The organism is Terrilactibacillus laevilacticus (genome assembly GCF_006517395.1).
Taxonomy (GTDB): Bacteria; Bacillota; Bacilli; order Bacillales; family Sporolactobacillaceae; genus Terrilactibacillus; species Terrilactibacillus laevilacticus.
In genome coordinates this window covers 244,263-267,456 of sequence record NZ_VDCY01000003.1, presented here as the reverse complement: position 1 = coordinate 267,456, position 23,194 = coordinate 244,263, and the positions used below count along the sequence as shown (strand labels likewise).

The window sequence follows — 23,194 nt, the reverse complement described above, 5'->3', positions numbered from 1 at the left end:
ACGCTGGCATCCTGCAAGAAACGCCAGTTACTTGCCCGTCCTGGGTGTTGTCGGAAGGCTAAGAGTGGCGCAGTTTCTTAGGACCGGCATTCCTCGCGTTGTGGTAGCTTTAGGCGCCAGCCACAGGATGTGAGCGGTTTTAGCTAGAGATCCTCTTGTATCCGCTACATGAGGACCGGAAAAACAAGCGGTCGCCGAGATTCGTTGCTTATCATTTGTGTCTTTTTGAACAACCTCTCTAATACAAAATTTTTATTAGCAAAAAAACACGTAAAATTTCTATAAGTTATGTTTTAAATTTGTTGCAATGGGGTATAGAAAAATACGGGTATGGTTTGCATAAATTGCTCCTATCCTGTAACCTAGTACAAAGAAGAACCATTCACTCTAGTTTTTATTGGTGCAAGCATAGAAGTGTAGTGGCTTAATACCTTAATTCTAATGGGAGGTATAAACCGTCTTTATCCATTTATTTTAATCGGGAAGAGGTTAGGTGAAATTGTTAATAAGTTAAATTAGCCATTATTTTAAGAATTGCTTCGTAGCTATGTATAAAATGCTTTTGCCTTAATTATAACGTGTATTCAAAATGCCAAAAACGTCATAGGGCAAAGTAGTTATCTGACAAAGTGGTTTTTTTGAAAGAAAGTATTGCCTCTTTTTTTCTCCGCATGACAAAAGGAATCATTTATCCACATGAAACGCCATTAAATTTCTATTCAATTTATACATATTATGGGCTTACCCGAGAGTTTTTGCAATTCAACTTCGTCTATAAAGAGTGAATAATAAACACGCTACTTTATTTCGTGTATTGAGGACAAGGTATGGTTATTTTCTCCTAATGAACAGTCAGTAAAATCAAAGAAGCCTAAATTAAAGATGACGACCACTAAAAGTTCGTTTAATTTAATTTACCATTAAGTGTGAAAAAATACCACCAATCGAAAAGTATACTTTTTACTATATTGCTAAGCCAATATCGAAATCCTTTTTATCACTTATTGAAGTAGCAAGGGATGTGATTTATTAGCTAGAATTTTCTAATTAAGAAGAATCTAAAACGGTTAAATTATGTCTGGTCGTACTTTTATTATTTTTTATATTGGGGGATGACATGTTTAAAAGAAAAAAATCAATAAAAAGAATGCAAGCTAATGTAAAGACAAATCAAATGAAAAAAACTCTTAGTTTGTGGCAGTTAGTGGCCATCGGTTTAGGAGGGATCATTGGTGTTGGTGTCTTTGTGCTAACAGGACAAGTGGCCCATGATTATGCCGGACCGGGAGTTGCGTTGTCATTTATTATTGCTGGTCTTTGTAGTGCAGCAGCAGCACTTTGCTATGCAGAATTTTCAGGATTAATTCCTGTAGCAGGAAGTGCCTATACATATAGTTATGCGGTATTAGGTGAATTTTTTGCTTGGTTTATAGGATGGGACATTTTGCTCGAGTATACCCTTGTTGTTTCTGTTGTTGCCATAGGTTGGGCAGGCTACTTTGGATCAATATTAGATGTATTTGGGATTCATTTACCTGTTTGGGCACAAGGAGCCATGGGGACAGGAGATGGTCATGTTTTCAATGTACTTGCGTTTATTGTAAGCATGGGTATGGCGATTCTATTATCCGGTGGTATGAAGATGGCTGCGAAATTCAATACTTGGCTTGTTATTATTAAAATTGCAGCTATTTTGCTTATTATTATTGCAGGTTCCTTTTTTATTAACAAAGCGAACTGGCATCCATTTATGCCTCATGGATTTGGTGGTGTTATGACCGGTGCTTCGATTGTCTTCTTTGCCGTATTTGGTTATGACACGTTAACGACTGCAGCTGAAGAAGCAAAAAATCCTAGACGAGATCTGCCACTTGCTGTGATGATTTCGTTAGTCATTGCGCTCATTTTGTATGTTTGTGTAACATTAGTCATTACAGGGATGGTTCCTTTAAGTGTCTTAGGGTCAGCAGCGCCTGTAGCGGATGCCTTTAAAGTTGCTAACTTGCCTTGGATTGGTTTTATCATCGCCATTAGTGCGGTAGTTGGTATTACGTCTGTTATCTTTTCGTTTTTACTTGGTGCATCACGTATTTGGTTTTCAATGAGTCGTGACGGTTTACTACCAGCTTATTTTTCAAAATTACATGCAAAATATAAAACTCCACACCGAACAACGTTAATAGTAGGTCTTGTATCGGGTACGTTAGCAGGACTATTTCCGCTAGGTGTCATATCTGAAATGGTTAACATTGGAACGTTGTCAGCCTTTTTCTTAATTTGTGCGTCCATTATTGTGCTGCGAGTTCAACAACCCAATTTACCACGTAAATTTAAAACACCTCTTGTACCTTTTATCCCTATTGTTGGTATGGTGTCATGCTTACTCTTGATGATTGAATTGCCTCTTGGTACATGGATTCGTTTTATTATTTGGTTAGCGATTGGTTTAGTGGTGTACTACACATATGGTGTTCACCATAGTAAGGTAAAAGCTCGATTAGAACAAGAAAAAATAGGATAAGTTTAAAAAACAAAGGGATTTAACTCCCTTTGTTTTTATTTATAAAAATTATATTAATTTACAGGTTAATTCGCATAATATCGCTTAAAACGAATGAGTCAAAGACGATTTCATCAACACTTTCCATTTACATAGAATAACGTAAAATTCCCGATGAAGGTTTTTTCTTTTTTTCAAATATGACAAATTTGAAAAAAGCCAAAATGACAAACGCTTACATCAATATTTGATCTTTTCAGATGATTTTAATACTATATAATAGACATATAGATTCGTGTGAGAATAAGTAACATAAAATGATAAGAATGTTACCGCACAATCTATTAACGTTTTCATAAGATACTATTATTATATGTACGGGTTCGAAAAGTGCCTTCGCTATGTTACAGAAAATCAAAGGTCCGCCATAGGCAGAATGCATCGTAAACTCATTCATCTATTCAATGGACTCTTCACTGCTGCATTAGTTCTATGCCTTTTTGAACGACTAATAATCATTTTTAGGGAGGAATTTAGTTATGCTAGTAGGTATTCCAAAGGAGATTAAAAACAACGAAAACCGTGTTGCTATCACACCAGCGGGTGTCGCAAACTTAGTCCATGCGGGACATCAAGTTTTTGTTGAAAAATCAGCGGGAGTAGGATCTGGTTTTTCGGATGATCAATATACTGTGGCTGGTGCAAAAGTTGTTACAACAGAAGAAGCTTGGTCTGTAGATATGGTGATGAAAGTAAAAGAACCACTTCCTGAAGAATATGGATATTTCCATGAAGGTCTTATTTTGTTCACTTATTTACATTTGGCACCAGAACCTGCATTAACTAAAGCCTTGACCGACAACAAGGTCGTTGGTATTGCTTACGAAACCGTTCAATTATCAAATGGAGTCCTTCCATTATTAGTGCCAATGAGTGAAGTAGCTGGTAGAATGGCCACTCAAATTGGTGCGCAATTCCTTGAGCAACCACATGGTGGAAAAGGTATTTTACTTGGTGGCATACCTGGTGTAAGTAGAGGGAAAGTGGTTATTGTTGGTGGTGGCCACGTGGGAACGAATGCAGCAAAAGTTGCCATTGGTCTAGGTGCTGATGTGACCATTTTAGATTTGAATCCAGAACGCTTACGTCAATTGGATGATATTTTTGGTCATAATATTAATACGCTTATCTCTAACCCTTATAATCTAGCAGAAGCGGTTTCTGAAGCTGATCTTGTTGTAGGTGCTGTACTCATTCCAGGTGCTAAAGCTCCTAAGCTTGTTACAGAAGATATGATTAAATCAATGAAAGATGGTTCAGTCATAATTGATGTTGCTATTGACCAAGGCGGGATTTTTGAAACAACGGATAAAATTACGACTCATGATGATCCAACTTATGTCAAACATGGTGTTGTTCATTATGCTGTTGCTAACATGCCAGGTGCGGTTCCAAGGACGTCTACTCTTGGTTTAACAAATTGTACGGTGCCATATGCCATTCAAATTGCCAATAAAGGCTATGCAAAAGCGTGCTTAGAAGATGAAGCGTTGTTGAAAGGGATTAACACACTAGATGGGTATGTCACATTTAAAGCTGTTGCTGAAGCACATGGTTTAGATTATAAAGATGCAAAAGAACTTTTAGAATCAAGCCCTAGTCATGCTATCTAATGGTACGGTAAAACATCAAATAATATAATATTCACCATTTTTGGCTCGTTTTTAGCATGTATCAAAATGAGTTTAAATAATCAACATGTCCTTATTTTTTCGACCAGCCGGGAACACTCGTGACTTCAGTTGTGAAAGTTCAAAATAGAGGTCATAGACTTTTTTATAATTTGTATATTTCATGATGTTGTAAGTACTCAATCGTATGAAATATGAATTAAAAACTAACCCCTAAATCTTTTCTGATTTAGGGGTTAACCTTTTGGTTAAATATTAAGGGACAATGATTAACTCTTTTGGAAAGCTTGTTAACGATAAAGGACCGTCTTCGCTAATATAAATGTCATCTTCAATACGAACACCGCCGATATTGGGAATATAAATGCCTGGTTCAATGGTAAAGACCATACCCTTTGTTAATTTATTATCGTTATTCATACTCATCGAAGGAGCTTCGTGTGCACCTAAGCCTAATCCGTGTCCCAGACGATGAGTGAAATAGTTACCATAACCTTTATCTGAGATAATTTGCCGGGCGATTTTATCAAGATCTCCAATACGGAAATCGATTTGACAAGCATCAATAGCTGCTTTCTCTGCCTTAAGAACGGTATTGTAAATATCAATCTGTGCATCTGAGGCATGTTTATAAGCAACTGTTCGTGTGATATCTGAACAATAGCCATCGACAATGACACCTAAGTCAAAAAGGATAAAATCACCTTCTTTAATTTGGCGTGTTCCCGGGGTGCCATGTGGAAGGGCTGTTTTTTCTCCGGTTAAAACCATTGTGTCAAACGCCATCTCCGAATATCCTCTTTTGGTCAGTTCGTATTCAATTTCTGCTACAATTGCTTGCTCAGTTCTCCCTTTTTTGATAGCATCAATACCAACTTTTACAGCATAGTCAGCCATCTCTCCAGCTTTTTTCATGGCTTCTAATTCTTCTTCATCTTTCCTATTTCTTAAGGCATTAATGATAGGTTCAATGGATGTAAATGTATAGGAACCATGATACTCTTTTAGTTTTAATGCTTTTTGATACGGTAGAGTGGATGTTTCGATAGCAACAGTCTCACTTGTCTTATGCTTATTTTCCAACTGTTTTTTCACAAAAATCCACGGGTCTTCATGATCTTGGTAACCAATGATTTCATATTCAAAACCTGATTCAGACGCTCTTATAACCTCGAGTTCAGGGCAGACGAGAAATGGCGTGTCATCTGGAAATACAAATAAACCAAGAAATCGTTCATGTGGATCACATTTGAATTTCGTTAAATAGAACACATTTGTAGGATCGGAGATAAACGTAAATGTAGCATGATTGGCTTTAAGCCATTCTTGAATTTTTACCAAACGTGTATTCATGGTATCACTCCTAATGACGTTTTAATGGGAAAAAAGTTTTTAACGGTTTTACATCGGTTGATTCAAAAGAAATTAAGGTCTTAATCAAAATCATGATTATCAGTATGTAATCGATATAAAAGGGCAGTAACACTTTCTTTCTATTCTCTTAAAGAGGTTGTTCAAAAAGTCACCAAATGATAAGCTACGAATCTCGGCGTTGGCTTGTTTTTCCGGTTCTCATGTAGTAAAAACCTACATTCCGGTCCTCAAAACTGCGCCGCCTTGATCTTCTTGCTTCTAATTTGCCACCTTTTTGAACACGCACTTAAAGGTTAAATTATAGTTGAACATAGATTAACTTTAACATAGATGAAATATGATGTGTACGGAAAGCTAGTTTGACTTGTTATAATATACTTAGGATAATAAAATAGGTATTGATAAATGGTATCGCGACCCTGTTAAAATCATCATGAATGATAACTCATGGCATCATCTTACAGTACATCGTGTTTGATAAGAAAGTCTTATTCCTCAACTAATCTAAAAATAACCATTGTATAGAGAATGGTGGTGAAACAATGCCGACAAAACAAGAACAAATTATTCAGTATATTATTAATTTAAAAAGTGGAGAAAAAATTTCCGTCCGTCAAATTGCAGCCCAATTGCATGTTAGTGAGGGCACTGCTTATCGAGCCATTAAAGAAGCAGAGCACCAAGGATATGTAAGTACGATTGAACGTGTTGGTACGGTTAGAATAGAAAATAAAGAAAACCGTAAATTCGACGTGCTAACCTATTCAGAAGTTGTCAATATTGTGGACGGCACTGTTTTAGGCGGCGAGGGAGGCTTATCAAAGACACTTAATCGCTTTATCATAGGTGCCATGCAGTTGGACGCGATGCTTAGATACGTTGAAGCAGGTGATCTTTTAATCATCGGAAATCGAGAAAATGTTCATCAATATGCATTAAATAGCGGTGCCTCCATGCTTATTACAGGGGGGTTCGATACGTCATCAGAAATTAAAAAAATGGCCAATGAATTGAACTTGCCGGTTATATCAACATCTTATGATACTTTTACGGTAGCAACGATGATTAATCGGGCGATAGATGATCGACTCATAAAAAAAGAAATCATGCATGTTGAAGATATATTAACTCCTTTATCCCATACTTCCTATCTTTATGAAACGGATAAAGTTAAAGACTGGATCATCTTAAATCATAAAACATCACACCAACGTTATCCTGTCGTCAATCAGGATCTAAAAGTAGTGGGTATTATAACGACTAATGATGGATTAGATCATGATGAAAGCAGCCTGATCAAAGATGTCATGATCAAACAACCAATTACAGCTAGCCCATCGATGACTGTGACTTCCGCGGCACATATGATGATATGGGAAGATATCAAATGTTTACCTATTGTTGATGCTAACAAACATCTTCTCGGTATTATCACTCAGCAAGATGTTCTAAAGGCTATACAAACCGCCCAACGTCAACCACAAGTCGGTGAAACAATAGATGATCATATTGCATCACGAATTATCGAAAGTGATTCACACCAATCTTTCTATGAATGTGTTGTGACACCTCAAATGACGGATCTATTAGGTACTCTATCCTATGGCATTCTAACATCGATTGTCACTACAGTAGGACGAAGAGAAATGTCGCGTCACCGAAAGGGAGATCTTGCGATTGAAAATGTCTCTCTTTATTTATTTAAACCGATTCAAATTGATCAAAAGATACATATTAAACCGAACATATTAGATCTAACACGACGAAACAGTAAAATCGATATAGGCGTTTATGTGCATGATACACTTTGTGGTAAAGCGATGCTCAGTGTCCAATTTATCCCACATTAACAAATGCATTCATGAAAAACAGATGGGCATTAAATAGCCTAATCATGAGCGTAACGGTCGATGGGGAACGTAAGCAACTTAATTCTAGCTATTAGATGAGGAGAGAACACATGATCGAAGACATTTTAGCTTGTATAAAAGAGTATGAAACCATTATTATTCACCGGCATATCAGACCTGACCCGGATGCACTTGGCTCACAAGGTGGACTTCAGTTATTCATTAAAGATAACTTTCCTGAGAAGAAGGTTTTTGTTGTAGGGGAGGAAGTTCCATCATTAATGTTTTTAAACCGTATGGACATCATTGATGACAGCATTTATCAAAATGCGCTCGTCATTGTTTGTGATACAGCCAATCAAGACCGAGTAAGTGATAACCGATATCACCTCGGGCAGAAGTTAATTAAAATAGATCACCATCCTGTCGTTGATCAATATGGAGATATTCAATGGGTGGATACAACGGCAAGTTCAGTTAGTGAAATGATTGCAAGTATCTATTTGAAAAAACCTGAACTCACATTGTCTGTGGAAGCGGCTAGACTTTTATATGCTGGAATCATTGGTGATACTGGACGCTTTCTTTTTCCAAATGCGACGCCAGAAACGTTTCACATTGTATCTCAATTAGTTGCGAAACCTTTTAGTCGGCAAAATCTCTATGAATCGTTATATAAATCGAGCTTAGCTCTTATGCATCTAAAAGGTTATGTACTCCAACATTTTGATCTAAATGACTCAGGACTCGGATCCATTCGATTAACACGTGAAGTACTAGATTCATTTCAAGTAAACTCACAAGAAGCCTCACAGTTAGTGAGTGCCTTCTCCGATGTTGAAAATCTGAAGGTTTGGGTTGTGTTCGTTCAAGAAGATGATCAAATCCGAGCACGCCTCCGTTCAAAAGGACCCAAAATTAATACTATTGCAGAAAAATACCACGGTGGAGGCCATCCTTTGGCATCCGGTGCAACGGTTTATTCTTGGAAAGAGGCCGATTCTTTAATGCAAGATTTAAACAAATTACTATAAGAGGTTGTTCAAAAAGTCACCAAATGATAAGCTGCGAATCTCGGCGTTGGCTTGTTTTTCCGGTCCTCATGTAGTAAAAACCTACATTCCGGTCCTCAAAACAGCGCCGCCTTGATCTTCTTGCTTCTAATTTGCCACCTTTTTGAACACTCACTATAAATTAACGTGCTTTTTCATCAATGTGAACTATTCTTACATTGACTTCAAGAGTTGAGAAAATGACGAGAGTTTGGATTTTAAATTGATAATCCATCCGATCGGTTGTATATGTTCTTTTTTCAATGGTGTTATAGATAAGTTCTTTATTTATAGCAACGGACTCAATATCATTATTGATTAATGAACGTAAGTCCCTCGTCATTTGCTCTTCTAAATCGTAACGTAAAATTTTTTCGATTTTTGAATTCTCTATGGTGACTTTAATATCTTGAATGGTAACTTTCTTTTCAAGTAGATCATTCTTTTGGTCTTGTTCTTCTAAGAGTGTTTTTTTATGGGCTTGAAGTGTTTTTATCTTTGTCTCTTGTTCGTAGATCTTTTGTATTTGCCTCTCTTGCGCCATTCCAAAAAGGAGAATAAAGAAAGAAAAACCAATCATCGTTCCTACGATAATTCCCGCTAAAAATCTTTGCCAACTGGGCATGCGATAGTATGGTGGTAGTCTCATGAAGTTATTCCTGTGTCATCCAATGAATGATAATGCTTGCCGTATGGGCACCGGTCATGGCTGAAGCGATTAATAACAAATGTTTAACAACTTCAATAGGAGAGCCATCTAAGAAACCTTTCTCAAGATTCTCGATTGTATCAAAAGTGCCACCGATGGCTGTGACGACAGCCCAAATTTTCATGTTAGCTGCCAGTCGGTTCATTTCAGAGAAAGCGGGACTACTTACAAAAAAAGCACCAATTCCTCCAACAATACAGCCGCCAATAATAACACCAAAAGCAATAAAGAAATTCATAATGGCTGTCGTTGCAAACATCCGAAAGTCCATACCTATCACTCCTTAAATATGGCGTTTTAGAGACAGAATGTCCTATTTACATCATATGGACGAGACCTCTTAGGTATGACGGATTTACAACGAGGAATCGGTGTCTTTATAAGAGGTTGTTCAAAAAGTCACCCAAATGATAAGCTACGAATCTCGGCGCCTGCTCGTTTTTCCGGTCCTCATGTCGTGGATTTAAGAGGGTCGCTGGCTAAAATCGCTCACGTCCTGTGGCGGGCGCCTGAAGCTACCACATCCTATGGAAAGCCGGTCCTAAGGAACTGCGGACGCTCTTAGCCTCCGACGCCCAGGACGGGCTAGTACTGGCGTTTCTTGCAGGATGCCAGCGTACTTAGCCAGTAACCCTTTTCATTTGCCACCTTTTTGAACACGTATTATAAACAAGGAAAGGAGGAAATAAAATGACTTTTGTACATCTGCATGTTCACAGTGAATATAGTTTGTTAGATAGTACATGCCGTATGAGATCGTTGGTTGAACGAGCAAAAACAATGGGTTATAAGGCCCTTGCTTTAACGGATAAACAAACCCTCTATGGGACCATTCCGTTCTATAAAGCATGCCTTGAAAATGACATTCATCCTGTTATTGGAATAGAAGTCTATATGGAAGTTGAACATGACGTGCCAAAAAGAAGAGAAGATTGGCCAGAAGACTATTCCATCGTGCTGTTGGCTAAAAATCAACAAGGCTATCGAAACTTAGTTGAAATAAGTTCAATTATTCAACAAAAATCAGTTAAACGCCTAAAGCGTACTGAATTAGAGACTTATTCTGATGGATTAATTGTGTTGTCTTCTGGAACAAGTGGCCTAATTGGTTCATATTTGATTCAGGGAAGAAAAGAAGAGGCTATGGAAGCCGTAACGTGGCTTCATCGAACCTTTCAAAAAGATTTTTATCTTGAAGTTCAAAATCATGGTGAAGCTTTTGAAAGAGAGATGATGCTTGAGTATCTCAATTACAGTAAGTCATTTCATATTTCGCTTGTCGCGACAAATGACGTTCATTATCTTGATAAAGCGGATGCAAAGGCTTATGACTGTTTGACGTGTATACGAACAGGGAGTAAAATTCAAAATTTCGTCAAAAAACATAAATCAACGGAGTATTATTTCAAATCTCCAAACGAAATGAAACAGATTTTCACAAGTTACCCAGAGGCCATAGATCGAACAGAGGAGATTGCTTTCCAATGTCAAGTCAAGTTTGACTTTGATGCTCTTCAGCTTCCTAAATATAAAATCGAAGGTGCAGATGATGCGAGCTCCTTATTAAGAAAACTATGTATGCGTGGACTTGCGAAAAGATATAGCCGTTTAACGGATGAAATTCAATCACGTTTGGAAAAAGAACTCGCTATTATTCATGATATGGGCTTTGATGATTACTTTTTAATTGTTTGGGACTTACTTGCTTATGCCAGAAAAAATGAAATAGAGCCAGGACCTGGTAGAGGATCTGCTGCAGGATCCTTAGTCGCCTATTTGTTGCATATTACAGATGTTGATCCAATTAAATATCAACTTCTTTTTGAACGATTTCTGAATCCTGAACGTGTCACGATGCCGGATATTGATATCGATTTTCCAGATCGAGAACGGGATAAGATGATCTCTTATGTTAGTCAAAAATATGGCTCGGACCATGTTGCACAAATTATTACATTCGGTACTCTGGCTGCTAAAGCAGCCATACGTGATGTTGGTAAAGTCCTGGATATTGATGGCATGACCATGAATAAAGTAGCTAAAAGTATTCCATCAAGACCTGGCATAACGCTTCAAAGAGCCATTGAGGAATCCGCAGAGCTCAGGCAACTTATTAAACAATCCAAAGAGATAGAGTATCTTTTGACTTTATCCCAAAAGGTTGAAGGGGTTCCAAGACATTCATCTATTCATGCCGCTGGAGTGGTTATAAGCGAAAAACCATTAAAAACATTGGTGCCGACTCAGCCAGGGCATGATGATGTGATGATTACCCAATTTCCAATGGAGAATCTTGAAGAACTTGGTTTGTTAAAAATCGATTTTTTAGGGCTAAGGAATTTAACGTTGATACAAGACGTTTTAGCTTTAATTCAAGATCATACAGGTCAAAAGATTGATCTTTCAACAATCCCAATGGACGATAGTGATACGTTTAAAATGCTTTCAGAAGGAGATACAACAGGAGTATTTCAACTTGAATCGGATGGTATGCGAGCGGTGTTAAAACGTCTTCTTCCTAATACTTTCGAAGATATTGTCGCTGTTAATGCCTTATATCGACCAGGACCAATGAATAGTACACAAGTTTACATTGATTGTAAGCATGGAAAGAAAGCGGTCCAATATCCTCATCCTGATTTGGCACCTATTTTAAAAATGACCTACGGCGTGATTGTTTATCAAGAGCAAATTATGAGCATTGCGAATGTTATGGCTGGGTATTCATTAGGACAAGCCGATATTTTGAGAAGAGCCGTTTCAAAGAAGAAGAGACACATTCTAGATGAACAAAAACAATCCTTTATCTTGGGCTGTCAAAAGAATGGTTATACAAAACAGCTTTCAGAGTCTGTTTATGACCTGATTGTACGATTTGCTGACTATGGATTTAACCGCAGTCATGCAGTTGCTTATAGTCTGATTGCCTATCGAATGGCTTATTTAAAAGTCCATTATCCCAAAGCGTTTATAACGGCCCACTTATCTAGCGTGCATCATGATCAGGATAAATGTCATAATGCGATAAATGAAGCAAAACGAAAGGGAATGGTTTTCTTTCCACCTTCTATTAATCATAGTGGAGCTTACTTTACTTGGACAGAAAAAGGGATTCGCTTTGGTTTAGGACTTGTCAAAGGCGTGGGTAACAAGGTGGTTCAAGATATTCTCATGAGTAGAAAAAAAGGACCTTTCAAAAGTTTATTTGACTTTTGCAGGCGCGTCTCATTAACAAGAGTGAATCGAAAAGCCATTGAATCTCTCATATTTGCTGGAGCAATGGATGAATTTGGTATTGATCGAGCCATTCTATTAGCTACACTTGAGAATGCCATGCACTATTCGGAAAAATACACCCATACAAATGTGGATCAAGTATCATTTGAAATGGATGAAGTGGAACCAGAGTATATACAAGTTCCTCCACTTTCTGAACGTGAAAAAATTGAATATGAAAAAGAAGCCTTAGGGATATTTGTCTCAGCTCATCCGATCGAGCCTTTTCGATGGCAATTATCGAAACAAATGAAAACCATTGATTGGGTCAAAAGTCAGACCAATGGAACATCGGTAGTTTTAGGTGCAGTAATCGAAAAAAACAAGTGCATACGAACAAAAAAAGGACAAATGATGTCTTTTTTAACATTAAGCGATGAAACGGGTCAGTTGGAAGCGATTTGTTTTCCAAACGTTCACGAAGAAAATACCCGCTTCATCCAAAATGGCCAACTTCTATTTGTAAAAGGCACACTAGAAATCGGTCAACATGAAAAAAAGCTCATTGTGAAGCAAATGATGGATCTAGAACAATATATGCAATCACGTGTGGCTCGTGTTTTTATTCGGATTGATAAGGAACACGAAAAAAATTCAATATTAAAGCACTTACATGACGTATTACAATTGCATCCTGGCGCTCATCCTGTTATTATTCACTATGGTCGATCAGGAAAAACAGTTCAACTACCCGATCAATATCGTCTAAATATCGAAAAGTCAACCCTAAACAAGTTAAAAAATATCATTGGTCATAAAAATGTAATTATTAAATCCATATAAGCCTTTTATTTAAATTTTATCTTCTGATATAATAGTGTAGTTTAGTAAGGGTTGTTTTCATATTTATAGATTATTTCCTTTCTATTTATGTTATGGTCATGTTATGCCTATTTCATTGTTGTCTCTTTTTTATTCGTATGTACACCTCCTTTACATATAGATAATCAAAAAGAAAAAGGCAGACACTTTAACAGGGCCATGTCTTCAAGCTTTGTTCTGATTTCACAGGACAAGTGAATTGGATGATCTCATGACAAAGTCTTGCAAAATAGAGATAGAAATGTTTGTTATGAGGCAAAAAAACGATTATTTTAAAAGATTAGAGGGTGTATCTATTTGTTAAAGGACTTTTTTATAAAAAAGAAAAAGTACGCAACCGTTCCCTCCACTAAATCAAAAATCGGCGTACCTGAAGGCATTATGAAGAAATGCCCAAGTTGTAAAAAAATTATGTATGCCAAAGAGCTTCAAAAATATTTATATGTTTGTCAATCATGTGGTTATCATTATCCCGTGAGTGCTTTTGAAAGAATTGAGATGCTTCTTGATCCAGAATCATTCATTCCTTTCGATCAAGACTTAATCTCAAAGAACCCACTCGATTTTCCAAATTATCTAGAAAAATTAGAGAAAGATAAGAAAAAATCGGGGCTTAATGAAGCGGTGGTAACGGGAAAAGGGAAAATAGAGGGATATGACACGGCTATTGCTATTATGGACTCAAACTTCAGGATGGGGAGTATGGGGTCAGTTGTCGGAGAGAAAATTACAAGAGCGATTGAATACGCAAAGGATCACGGTCTCCCAATCATTATTTTCTCCGCATCCGGAGGAGCACGTATGCAGGAAGGCATCCTTAGTCTCATGCAAATGGCTAAAACGAGCGCTGTTCTCAAACAATTTAGCAATGCTGGTGGATTATTCATTTCTTATATGACACACCCGACAACAGGTGGTGTCACAGCTAGTTTTGCCTCATTGGGTGATTATAACTTTGCTGAACCTGGTGCTTTAATTGGATTTGCTGGTAGAAGAATTATTGAACAAACGATTCGTGAAGAGTTACCGGATGATTTTCAGAAAGCAGAGTTTCTTTTAGAGCATGGGCAACTAGATAAGGTCATTCCACGAAGCAAAATGAAAGAAACCTTAGCAACTGTTCTATCGATTCACACTAAAGGAGGTGATGAACAGTGGCACCGGGATTAGAATTTGAAAAGCCAATCAATGAATTAAAGGCAAAAATAAAAGAACTTAATCAATTTATGGATGAAAAAGGGATTGACCTGACTGATGAATTAAATCATTTAAAGAAACGTCTCGACGAGGTAGAAAAAGACACGTATAGTCGTATGACACCTTGGGATCGTGTACAAATCGCGAGACACATGGAACGTCCAACTACACTTGATTATATTTCTTTTCTTTTTACAGACTTTATCGAATGTCATGGTGATCGATTATATGGCGATGATACGGCTATTGTTGGTGGCATTGCTAGATATCGAGGACTTCCTGTGACGATCATCGGTGAGCAGCGTGGTCGTGATACTAAAGAGAATCTAAAAAGAAACTTTGGTATGCCACAGCCAGAAGGTTACCGAAAAGCCTTACGTTTGATGAAACAAGCCGAGAAATTCAATCGTCCTATCGTTACATTCATTGATACAAAAGGTGCGTTTCCTGGGAAAACGGCTGAAGAACGTGGACAAGGCGAAGCTATTGCAAGAAACTTACTTGAAATGGCTGGACTTAAAGTTCCCATCGTCTGTATCGTGATTGGTGAGGGCGCAAGTGGTGGAGCACTTGCGATTGGTGTTGGCGATCAAATTCTAATGCTAGAGAACTCATGGTACTCTGTTATTTCTCCTGAAAGTGCAGCTGCACTTTTATGGAAAGATGCAAGTCAAGCAGAACGAGCTGCACAAACGATGAAAATTACAGCGCCAGACTTAAAAGAGTTTGGTATTGTAGATAAAGTGATTCCAGAAGTTTTAGGTGGTGCACATCATGATCCCAAAACTCAAGCCAATATTATTGATGAATACCTTAAAGATGCACTATCATCACTTATTCAACTGAAGGGTGACGAATTGGTTCATCGGAGACTAGAGAAGTATCGTGCCATTGGTGATTATTCTCTTGTTAAGGATGACATCTTAAGCGAGTAATTAATAAAAGCCAATTTAGGGTAGATCTAGATTGTTTAGCTTTTTTTTGGGAATGATAGAATGAGTAAGTAAAAACATGGGGTATTCTGTCTGATTATAATAACTCCTGGGGTGATAAAAATGAAAAAAATTGGTGTTTTAACGAGTGGCGGCGATTCACCTGGAATGAACGCAGCTGTTCGAGCGGTTGTAAGAAAAGCTATTTTTCATGGTCTAGAAGTATACGGTATTTACCAAGGGTATAGAGGCCTTATTGATGGCCATATCGAGAAACTTGAAGTTGGTTCAGTTGGAGATATCATTCACCGCGGAGGTACAATTCTTTATACGGCTCGTTGTGAAGAATTTAAAACTGAAGAAGGACGCGCTAAAGCGATCAAACAACTTGAAAAGTATGGAATAGAAGGTCTCGTGGTCATTGGAGGGGATGGTTCTTTCCATGGCGCAGTTAAATTAACAGAACTTGGTTTCCCTACTATCGGTATTCCAGGAACGATTGATAACGATATTCCAGGAACAGATTGGACAATCGGTTTTGATACAGCGCTTAATACGGTTATTGATGCTATTGATAAAATTCGTGATACAGCTACATCACATGACCGTCAATTTATTATCGAAGTTATGGGAAGAAATGCTGGAGATATTGCATTATGGTCAGGTGTTGCTGACGGTGCCGAAAGCATCCTCATTCCAGAAGACACAAGTACCATTGATGATGTTGTCAACCGCATCAGGCAAGGCAAAAACCGTGGTAAAGAACACAGTATCATCATTGTTGCAGAAGGTGTAGGTTCAGCTAGTGAAGTTGCCGCTGCAATCAAAGAAAAGACAGACATTGATACACGTGTGACGGTACTTGGTCATATTCAACGTGGTGGTACACCTTCAGCATTTGATCGAGTGCTTGCAAGCCGATTAGGCGCAAAAGCAGTGGAATTATTGATTGAAGGCCAACAAGGACGTATGGTTGGTATTCAAGACAATAAAATTGTACACCATGATATACTTGATGTACTTACCAAAAAGCATGAGATCTGCAAAGATATGATCTCTCTAGCAAAAGAATTATCTATTTAATTAACGGAGGTTTTTATAACATGAAAAAAACAAAAATAGTTTGTACGATTGGACCAGCTAGTGAAAGCGTAGATAAACTTGTTGAATTAATTAATGCAGGAATGAACGTAGCACGTTTAAATTTCTCCCATGGTGACCATGACGAACACCGTGCAAGAATTGAAAATATCCGTGAAGCAATTAAAATCACTGGTAAAGACGTTGCTTTACTACTTGATACAAAAGGTCCAGAAATCCGCACCGGTGACATGGCTACAAAAGAAGTTCTTCTTGAAAAAGGAACTAACGTAACTGTATCAATGGAACCTGTGTTAGGAACGAAAGAAAAATTCTCTGTTACATACACAGACCTTGTTAATGATGTAAATGTAGGATCAAAAATTCTTTTAGATGATGGTCTTGTTGAACTTGAAGTTACAGGTAAGAGTGACTCTGAAATCTATACAACTGTATTAAACACAGGAGTCCTCAAAAGTAAAAAAGGGGTTAACGTACCTAACGTTAGCGTAAACCTTCCAGGTATTACTGAAAAAGATGCAAATGACATTATTTTCGGTATCGGCGAAGGTATTGAATTTATTGCCGCTTCTTTTGTACGTCGTCCTTCTGATGTTCTAGACATTCGTAACCTCCTTAAAGAGCAAAATGCTGAACACATCCATATCTTACCTAAAATTGAAAACCAAGAAGGTGTGGATAACCTCGACGCGATTCTTGAAGTATCTGATGGCTTAATGGTTGCTCGTGGTGACCTTGGTGTTGAGATTCCACCAGAAGATGTACCATTGGTTCAAAAAGATATGATCAAAAAATGTAATGCTTTAGGAAAACCAGTTATTACAGCAACTCAAATGTTAGATTCAATGCAACGCAACCCTCGTCCAACTCGTGCCGAAGCAAGTGACGTAGCTAACGCGATCTTTGATGGAACAGATGCTATTATGCTCTCTGGTGAAACAGCTGCCGGTGACTGGCCTGTAGAAGCTGTTACAACAATGAAAAATATTGCTGAAAAAACAGAAACTGGCCTAGACTACGCTGCGATGCTTAATCGATTAAGTAAAGAAAGTGAAACAACCGTTACGGATGCCATTGGTCAAGCTGTCGCACATACTGCTCTAAAACTTAATGTAGCAGCTATTGTCACATCTACTGTTAGTGGACATACAGCTCGTGTTGTTTCAAGATATCGTCCCGCGGCACCAATTATTGCCGTAACTAGCGATGAACATGTTGCTAAAAAGCTTTCTCTTGCTTTCGGTGTGTTACCAGTATTGTCTGAACCAACTGAAACAACAGATGATATGCTTCAAATTGCTGAGAAAAAAGCTCTTGAATCTGGTTTAGTTAAAGAAGGAGACGTTATCGTCATTTCTGCTGGTGTACCAGTATCAAAACCAGGTACAACGAACTTAATGCAAGTTCACGTAGTTGGAAGCAACAACTAATTTATAAAATCAAAAACGTATGATCCCAGATCTTTAACATTTGTGGGTACTCATGCTATAGTTAAGGGAGGATGCTTTTTGCATCTTCCCTTAAATTTTTTATTGGATGGTGTTTGCCGTGTCCTCATCAAAAACGGAAATTACGGTTAGATATAGTGAAACTGATCAAATGGGTATTGTTCACCACAGCAATTACATTAATTATTTTGAAGTTGCAAGAACAGATTTCATCTACATTATTGGACAAACATATAAAGGTCTCGAAGACATGGGTTTTATGCTTCCCGTGTTACACGTCGATTGTCAATACCGCTCTCCAGCAAAATATGACGACCGAGTGATCGTGGAAACGAAGATCAAAGAGTACAATGGTGTTCGAATGACTTTTGAATATGTTGCTTATCGAAAGGAAGATGAAACCATTCTTGTACACGGTTCAACCTCGCATTGTTGGACTGACAAGAATCTTAAACCTATTATGATAAAAAAAAGATCACCTGAATTGCATGAAAAACTACTTCAAACGATGAAGGATTAAGATGATGACGCTAAAAAGATGGCTTCTGCTTCTTTTTCTATTGCCTATTTGTGATATCATTCTGGTTATATACATTAGCCATGCCATTGGCTTTTTATATACTTTACTTTTACTCGTTGCTTCTTTTCTGTTCGGAATTTGGCTCATTAAACGTAAAGGAATACAAGTTTTTCGCTCCTTTCAGCAACAAATTCATGAACGGCATGTTCCAAGTGATTCTTTATTCGATGGTCTATTTATGATTCTCGGGGGTCTTTTGTTAATTATGCCGGGATTTTTATCCGATCTGCTTGCGTTCTTTATGTTATTTCCTACATCGCGAACGGTCATCAAGCGAAAATTAGCTAGGTGGCTTCGTGAACGTTTTAGCTTTTATCGACGATATTAGAGGGCGAAGTTATTTATAAGGATCATTTTCATATCCAATAATATAATTCCAAATATCTCTTATCACATGCGTCGTAATAAGTGATTTAACAATAACCACCGTTACCGGACCAAGAATAAGCCCAAGAAAGCCAAAAAGCTGAAAACCAATAAAAAGTGAGATTAAGGTTGCAAGTGGATCTATTCCAATCGCATCCGATATCACTTTTGGTTCCATTACCTGTCTTTGAATAATCACAATGGCAAATAAGAGACAAAGTCCGATACTTAATGAATAGTCTCCGGTTAAGAAACAATAGAAAATCCAAGGTATGAAAATAAAACTAGTCCCCAAATATGGGATAAGATCGATGATCCCAATCATTAAGGAGATTGAAAAGGCATGTTCGACATGAAGAGCAAAAAGACCAATAAAGACAATGACAGCTGTAATTGATATAAGGATGCATTGGGCTCGTATAAAACCGATTAGAGCGTCTTTAAGCTCCGCATATATTTTAATTATATGATGATCAATTTTAGGTGTCGAAATGAGATGAACATAACGTGCAAAACGATGCCAGTCTTTTGATATGAAAAAAGTAGCAAGAAAGATAATCATCGCAGTTGCTAATATACTAGGCAATGAAATGATGAAGTGCCCTAAACCGTTGATTAACTTAGTCCCTATATCAGCGATGGTTAAGGCACTTTTTTGACTAATAAGTTGAATATTATGTTCAATTGCCAATTGCTGTGATTGAGAAAGGGCTTGATAATAATGTGTTGTTCTTTCCCAAATGGGTAAAATATGTAAAAAGAAGAGATCTTGAATCGATTGAATTAATAGTTTTATATGTGTGGGCAGCATATGATTTAAATACGTTAGGCCACTCATCACTTGAAAGGTAAACAATATGATAAGGCAAGTCATGACTCCGAACATTAAAATAAGAACCATTAATGTAGCTAATCCTCTAGGACATCTCACCTTCCTCTCAAAAAAAGACACCATTGGATTCAACAAAAATGATAAAACAAAAGCAATAATAAATGGATAGGCAAATTTAGTAAAGACTAAGAAAAGTAAACCAATACATATAAAAATAATCAAAATAAAAAGGGCTCGCATTCCGATAGCTGCAAATTTGATCAATGGATTTATTTTGTTTGAATGCATGCTTGCCCTCCTTCAAGCCAAACCAAAATGAAAATTGGAATAATTGGACTCATTCTTATAGGTACTGCTTTATCTAAAATGTAGTTTAAAAAAAATAAAATATGCCTATTTAATTGTAAAATAGATGTTTTCTATAAAACCTGATTTTATTTATCAATAAAATGTTTTCAAAAAAATTTCACAAATCGAACTTTAACGTTTATAATTAATTAATATACTCCATGTAATGGAATTGAGCACTCTATGTAATAGATCGTAGTTTATTACTATTTATCCCAATTACTAACAATCAGTGGTAGATGAAGATGAACCTCACTGATTGGGATTAACATGATTGTTAAATTTTATCTCTAATTTAAACGTTTTAAAGGTTTGTGAAAACATATAAACACGAATGAATCAAACAATGAAGGTTACCAACACATCCTTTATCTTAGCTTTTTATTAAAAACGGCTATTTTCGTTAAGCAATCGTACTAAAAAGAATGAAAAGCATGGGGGAGTTGAAGATGATGATGAAAACAAGAGGATTAGAAGGTGTTGTAGCCACCAAATCAAGTATTTGCTCAATTACTAATGATACATTAAGGTATAGAGGTTATAATATTGATGAATTGGCGGAAAATTCTTCATTTGAAGAAATTATTTATTTGCTTTGGTATGGTCGACTACCATTAAAAGATGAATTAATGGCTTTGAAACAGGAATTAAATGATCACGTGGATGTCCCTTCTGAAATGTTCCGTCAATTGAAAGCTTATCCAATAGATGCCCATCCTATGTCTATTATACGTAGCGCAGTATCGACACTTGGTATATTTGATGCTCACGAGGATGAAATGGATGAAGAAGCAAATATGGCTAAGGCCCTGAGATTGCAGGCTAAAATATCAACCATTGTCGCTGGTTTAGGGAGAGTAAGACAAGGCAGGGAACCTATTGCCCCTCGTCACGATTTAAGTTTTGCAGCTAACTTCTTATATATGCTAAACGGTAAATTACCGTCTGAAATTGAAGAGAATGCATTTAACCGAGCTTTAGTTCTTCATGCTGACCATGAATTAAATGCCTCTACATTTACTGCCAGAGTGTGCGTGGCAACTTTATCCGATGTTTATTCGGGAATTACCGCAGCCATCGGGGCATTAAAAGGTTCATTACATGGCGGTGCAAATGGGCGTGTCATGAAAATGTTAGAAGAAATCGGCTCGGTGGATCGTGTTGAAGCTTATGTCGATCGAGCATTGAAAGAAAAACAAAAAATAATGGGCTTCGGTCATCGTGTTTATAAAAATGGAGATCCGCGAGCGAAACATTTGAAAGATATGTCCTATCAGCTAACTCGATTAAAAAATGAACCCAAGTGGTATGATATTTCTATTAAACTAGCAGATAGTTTACGTGAGAAGAAAGGACTTCTTCCCAATGTCGATTTTTACTCGGCAAGTGTGTATCATTGTTTAGGCATAGAAAATGATTTGTTTACGCCCATCTTTGCAGTGAGTCGAACGGCTGGATGGATTGCTCATATTTTTGAACAATATCATAATAACCGCTTGATCAGACCACGTGCACAATACGTTGGTGCAGAACAAGTGACTTACATTCCTCTAGATGAGAGAAAAAGAGCAGATATCATTTAGATCAATAGCATTAATCAGGCTATCCTCGAAAGGAGATTGATAAAGGTGACAAATGGTGAACATATTCAGTTTAAAAATGGGGAACTTCAGGTTCCCAAATTTCCTATTATTCCTTTTATTGAAGGAGATGGAGTAGGGTCAGATGTTTGGGCTGCGGCATCACGTGTGATAGATGCAGCCATTGAAAAAGTTTATCATGGTGAAAAGAAAATCATCTGGAAAGAAGTCTACGCTGGTCAAAAGGCTTATGATAAAACGGGTGAATGGTTGCCAAAGGAAACGTTAGAAGCTGTTCGAGAATACTTAGTGGCGATCAAAGGCCCTCTTGCGACGCCTATTGGCGGTGGAATTCGTTCATTAAATGTTGCGCTTCGTCAAGAACTCGATTTATTTACTTGCCTTCGCCCTGTACGTTACTTTAAAGGCGTACCATCACCGGTTAAAGCACCTGAGAAAGTTGACATGGTGATTTTTAGAGAAAATACGGAAGATATTTATGCAGGGATTGAATTTCCAAAAGACTCCGAAGAAGCAAAACGATTGATTTCATTTTTGCAAAATGACTTGCAAACGTCTAAAATACGTTTTCCAGGTTCATCGGGGATTGGCGTTAAACCTGTTTCTGAAGAAGGAACGTCTAGACTTGTTCGAGCAGCGATTGAATATGCTCTTTTAGAAAATAGAAAGAGTGTGACCCTAGTACATAAAGGTAATATTATGAAGTTTACTGAAGGTGCCTTTAAAACGTGGGGATATGAAGTTGCTGAAAATCTATTTGGTGACAGAGTTTTTACAATGAGGCAGTATGAAACCATTGTAAAAGATGCAGGTACAGATAAAGCAAATCAGGCTTTACGAGCAGCCGAATCACAAGGTAAATTAATTGTTAAAGATGTTATTGCGGATAATTTCTTACAACAAATCCTGATACAGCCGGAAGCTTATGATGTTGTCGCGACATTGAACTTAAACGGGGATTATATTTCAGATGCACTTGCTGCTCAAGTTGGCGGAATCGGAATATCTCCTGGTGCAAATATGAACTTTGAAACGGGACATGCTATTTTTGAAGCGACACATGGTACGGCTCCTAATCTAGCAGGCCAAAATAAAGCAAATCCTTCTTCATTATTACTTTCAGGAGTCATGATGTTAGAACAGCTGAAATGGTATGAGGCTGCAGAAAAAATAACTAAGGCGATCGAGAAAACGATTTTATCAAAAGTCGTTACCATTGACTTTGCGCAAATTATGGATGATGCAAAGGAAGTCAGCTGTTCAGCCTTTGCAGATAGGTTAATTGAACATCTGTAAAAAAACTTGTCATCATAAAGATAAAATAATTGATAGAAAAGGATATTGATTAAAGGCTTAAGTCTTTATATCAATATCCTTTTTTAGAGGTTGTTCAAAAAATCACCAAATGATAAGCTACGAATCTCGGCGCCCGTTTGTTTTTCCGGTCCTCATGTAGTGAATACAAGAGGATCGCTGGCTAAAATCGCTCACGTCCTGTGGCGGGCGCCTGAAGCT

At 37.4% G+C, this 23,194-nt stretch carries 16 protein-coding genes and 1 pseudogene; 13 read left to right on the top strand and 4 right to left on the bottom strand.

Annotated features, from left to right (window positions below):
- Positions 1 to 1,117: 1,117 nt before the first annotated feature.
- Positions 1,118 to 2,521, top strand: a complete 1,404-nt coding sequence (locus tag FG390_RS06175; protein ID WP_141190156.1) for an amino acid permease — start codon at positions 1,118 to 1,120, stop codon at positions 2,519 to 2,521.
- Positions 2,522 to 3,039: 518 nt separating this feature from the next.
- Entirely contained in the window at positions 3,040 to 4,173 is a 1,134-nt protein-coding gene (ald, locus tag FG390_RS06170) for an alanine dehydrogenase (RefSeq protein WP_141190155.1), read from the top strand.
- A gap of 273 nt (positions 4,174 to 4,446) precedes the next feature.
- Here ald and FG390_RS06165 read toward each other — a convergent pair whose 3' ends face one another.
- Positions 4,447 to 5,544: a M24 family metallopeptidase gene (locus FG390_RS06165; RefSeq protein WP_141190154.1), complete on the bottom strand. Its 1,098-nt coding sequence runs from the start codon at positions 5,542 to 5,544 to the stop codon at positions 4,447 to 4,449.
- A 563-nt stretch (positions 5,545 to 6,107) separates the two neighbouring features.
- Here FG390_RS06165 and FG390_RS06160 point away from each other — a divergent pair.
- Together FG390_RS06160 and FG390_RS06155 are read left to right on the top strand one after the other, a co-directional pair.
- Entirely contained in the window at positions 6,108 to 7,415 is a 1,308-nt protein-coding gene (locus tag FG390_RS06160) for a DRTGG domain-containing protein (RefSeq protein WP_141190153.1), read from the top strand.
- A 110-nt stretch (positions 7,416 to 7,525) separates the two neighbouring features.
- Complete coding sequence (locus FG390_RS06155) at positions 7,526 to 8,449, top strand: DHH family phosphoesterase (RefSeq protein ID WP_141190152.1); 924 nt, start codon at positions 7,526 to 7,528, stop codon at positions 8,447 to 8,449.
- Positions 8,450 to 8,609: 160 nt separating this feature from the next.
- Here FG390_RS06155 and ytrI read toward each other — a convergent pair whose 3' ends face one another.
- Positions 8,610 to 9,116, bottom strand: a complete 507-nt coding sequence (ytrI, locus tag FG390_RS06150; protein ID WP_141190151.1) for a sporulation membrane protein YtrI — start codon at positions 9,114 to 9,116, stop codon at positions 8,610 to 8,612.
- A gap of 4 nt (positions 9,117 to 9,120) precedes the next feature.
- Positions 9,121 to 9,447, bottom strand: coding sequence for a YtrH family sporulation protein (locus FG390_RS06145; RefSeq protein ID WP_141190150.1), 327 nt, complete (start codon positions 9,445 to 9,447; stop codon positions 9,121 to 9,123).
- Positions 9,448 to 9,866: 419 nt separating this feature from the next.
- On the opposite strand from FG390_RS06145, the gene FG390_RS06140 reads away from it, so the two are divergent.
- From FG390_RS06140 to FG390_RS06110, 7 genes and pseudogenes are all read left to right on the top strand, one after another.
- Positions 9,867 to 13,235, top strand: a complete 3,369-nt coding sequence (locus FG390_RS06140) for a DNA polymerase III subunit alpha (RefSeq protein ID WP_141190149.1) — start codon at positions 9,867 to 9,869, stop codon at positions 13,233 to 13,235.
- A 336-nt stretch (positions 13,236 to 13,571) separates the two neighbouring features.
- The gene (gene accD / locus FG390_RS06135) at positions 13,572 to 14,444 is read left to right on the top strand and encodes an acetyl-CoA carboxylase, carboxyltransferase subunit beta (RefSeq protein WP_141190148.1); all 873 of its coding nucleotides are present in this window, start codon (positions 13,572 to 13,574) and stop codon (positions 14,442 to 14,444) included.
- Positions 14,429 to 15,406, top strand: a complete 978-nt coding sequence (accA, locus tag FG390_RS06130; RefSeq protein WP_141190147.1) for an acetyl-CoA carboxylase carboxyl transferase subunit alpha — start codon at positions 14,429 to 14,431, stop codon at positions 15,404 to 15,406. The genes accD and accA overlap by 16 nt, the downstream gene beginning before the upstream one ends.
- Positions 15,407 to 15,526: 120 nt before the next feature.
- The gene (gene pfkA / locus FG390_RS06125; protein ID WP_141190146.1) at positions 15,527 to 16,486 is read left to right on the top strand and encodes a 6-phosphofructokinase; all 960 of its coding nucleotides are present in this window, start codon (positions 15,527 to 15,529) and stop codon (positions 16,484 to 16,486) included.
- Positions 16,487 to 16,506: 20 nt separating this feature from the next.
- A pseudogene (gene pyk, locus FG390_RS06120) lies at positions 16,507 to 17,922 on the top strand (pyruvate kinase); the annotation flags it as partial.
- A gap of 130 nt (positions 17,923 to 18,052) precedes the next feature.
- The gene (locus FG390_RS06115) at positions 18,053 to 18,472 is read left to right on the top strand and encodes an acyl-CoA thioesterase (RefSeq protein ID WP_141190144.1); all 420 of its coding nucleotides are present in this window, start codon (positions 18,053 to 18,055) and stop codon (positions 18,470 to 18,472) included.
- A 1-nt stretch (position 18,473) separates the two neighbouring features.
- Positions 18,474 to 18,860 (top strand): FxsA family protein, encoded by a 387-nt coding sequence (locus FG390_RS06110; RefSeq protein WP_141190143.1) that lies wholly within the window; start codon positions 18,474 to 18,476, stop codon positions 18,858 to 18,860.
- A 9-nt stretch (positions 18,861 to 18,869) separates the two neighbouring features.
- On the opposite strand, the gene ytvI is transcribed toward FG390_RS06110, so the two are convergent.
- A complete protein-coding gene (ytvI, locus tag FG390_RS06105) occupies positions 18,870 to 20,018 on the bottom strand; it encodes a sporulation integral membrane protein YtvI (RefSeq protein WP_141190142.1) in 1,149 nt (382 codons plus the stop codon).
- Between the two features lie 512 nt (positions 20,019 to 20,530).
- Here ytvI and citZ point away from each other — a divergent pair.
- Together citZ and icd are read left to right on the top strand one after the other, a co-directional pair.
- Complete coding sequence (gene citZ / locus FG390_RS06100) at positions 20,531 to 21,661, top strand: citrate synthase (RefSeq protein WP_141190225.1); 1,131 nt, start codon at positions 20,531 to 20,533, stop codon at positions 21,659 to 21,661.
- Positions 21,662 to 21,700: 39 nt separating this feature from the next.
- Positions 21,701 to 22,975 (top strand): NADP-dependent isocitrate dehydrogenase, encoded by a 1,275-nt coding sequence (icd, locus tag FG390_RS06095; RefSeq protein ID WP_258311603.1) that lies wholly within the window; start codon positions 21,701 to 21,703, stop codon positions 22,973 to 22,975.
- Positions 22,976 to 23,194: the final 219 nt, after the last annotated feature.

What these genes read in the sequence shown, in the direction of transcription:
- FG390_RS06175 (WP_141190156.1), top strand. Translation starts at nt 1,118, where the DNA reads ATGTTTAAAAGAAAAAAATCAATAAAAAGAATGCAAGCTAATGTAAAG.
- ald (WP_141190155.1), top strand. Translation starts at nt 3,040, where the DNA reads ATGCTAGTAGGTATTCCAAAGGAGATTAAAAACAACGAAAACCGTGTT.
- FG390_RS06165 (WP_141190154.1), bottom strand. Translation starts at nt 5,544, where the DNA reads ATGAATACACGTTTGGTAAAAATTCAAGAATGGCTTAAAGCCAATCAT.
- FG390_RS06160 (WP_141190153.1), top strand. Translation starts at nt 6,108, where the DNA reads ATGCCGACAAAACAAGAACAAATTATTCAGTATATTATTAATTTAAAA.
- FG390_RS06155 (WP_141190152.1), top strand. Translation starts at nt 7,526, where the DNA reads ATGATCGAAGACATTTTAGCTTGTATAAAAGAGTATGAAACCATTATT.
- ytrI (WP_141190151.1), bottom strand. Translation starts at nt 9,116, where the DNA reads ATGAGACTACCACCATACTATCGCATGCCCAGTTGGCAAAGATTTTTA.
- FG390_RS06145 (WP_141190150.1), bottom strand. Translation starts at nt 9,447, where the DNA reads ATGGACTTTCGGATGTTTGCAACGACAGCCATTATGAATTTCTTTATT.
- FG390_RS06140 (WP_141190149.1), top strand. Translation starts at nt 9,867, where the DNA reads ATGACTTTTGTACATCTGCATGTTCACAGTGAATATAGTTTGTTAGAT.
- pfkA (WP_141190146.1), top strand. Translation starts at nt 15,527, where the DNA reads ATGAAAAAAATTGGTGTTTTAACGAGTGGCGGCGATTCACCTGGAATG.
- FG390_RS06110 (WP_141190143.1), top strand. Translation starts at nt 18,474, where the DNA reads ATGATGACGCTAAAAAGATGGCTTCTGCTTCTTTTTCTATTGCCTATT.
- ytvI (WP_141190142.1), bottom strand. Translation starts at nt 20,018, where the DNA reads ATGCATTCAAACAAAATAAATCCATTGATCAAATTTGCAGCTATCGGA.
- citZ (WP_141190225.1), top strand. Translation starts at nt 20,531, where the DNA reads ATGATGAAAACAAGAGGATTAGAAGGTGTTGTAGCCACCAAATCAAGT.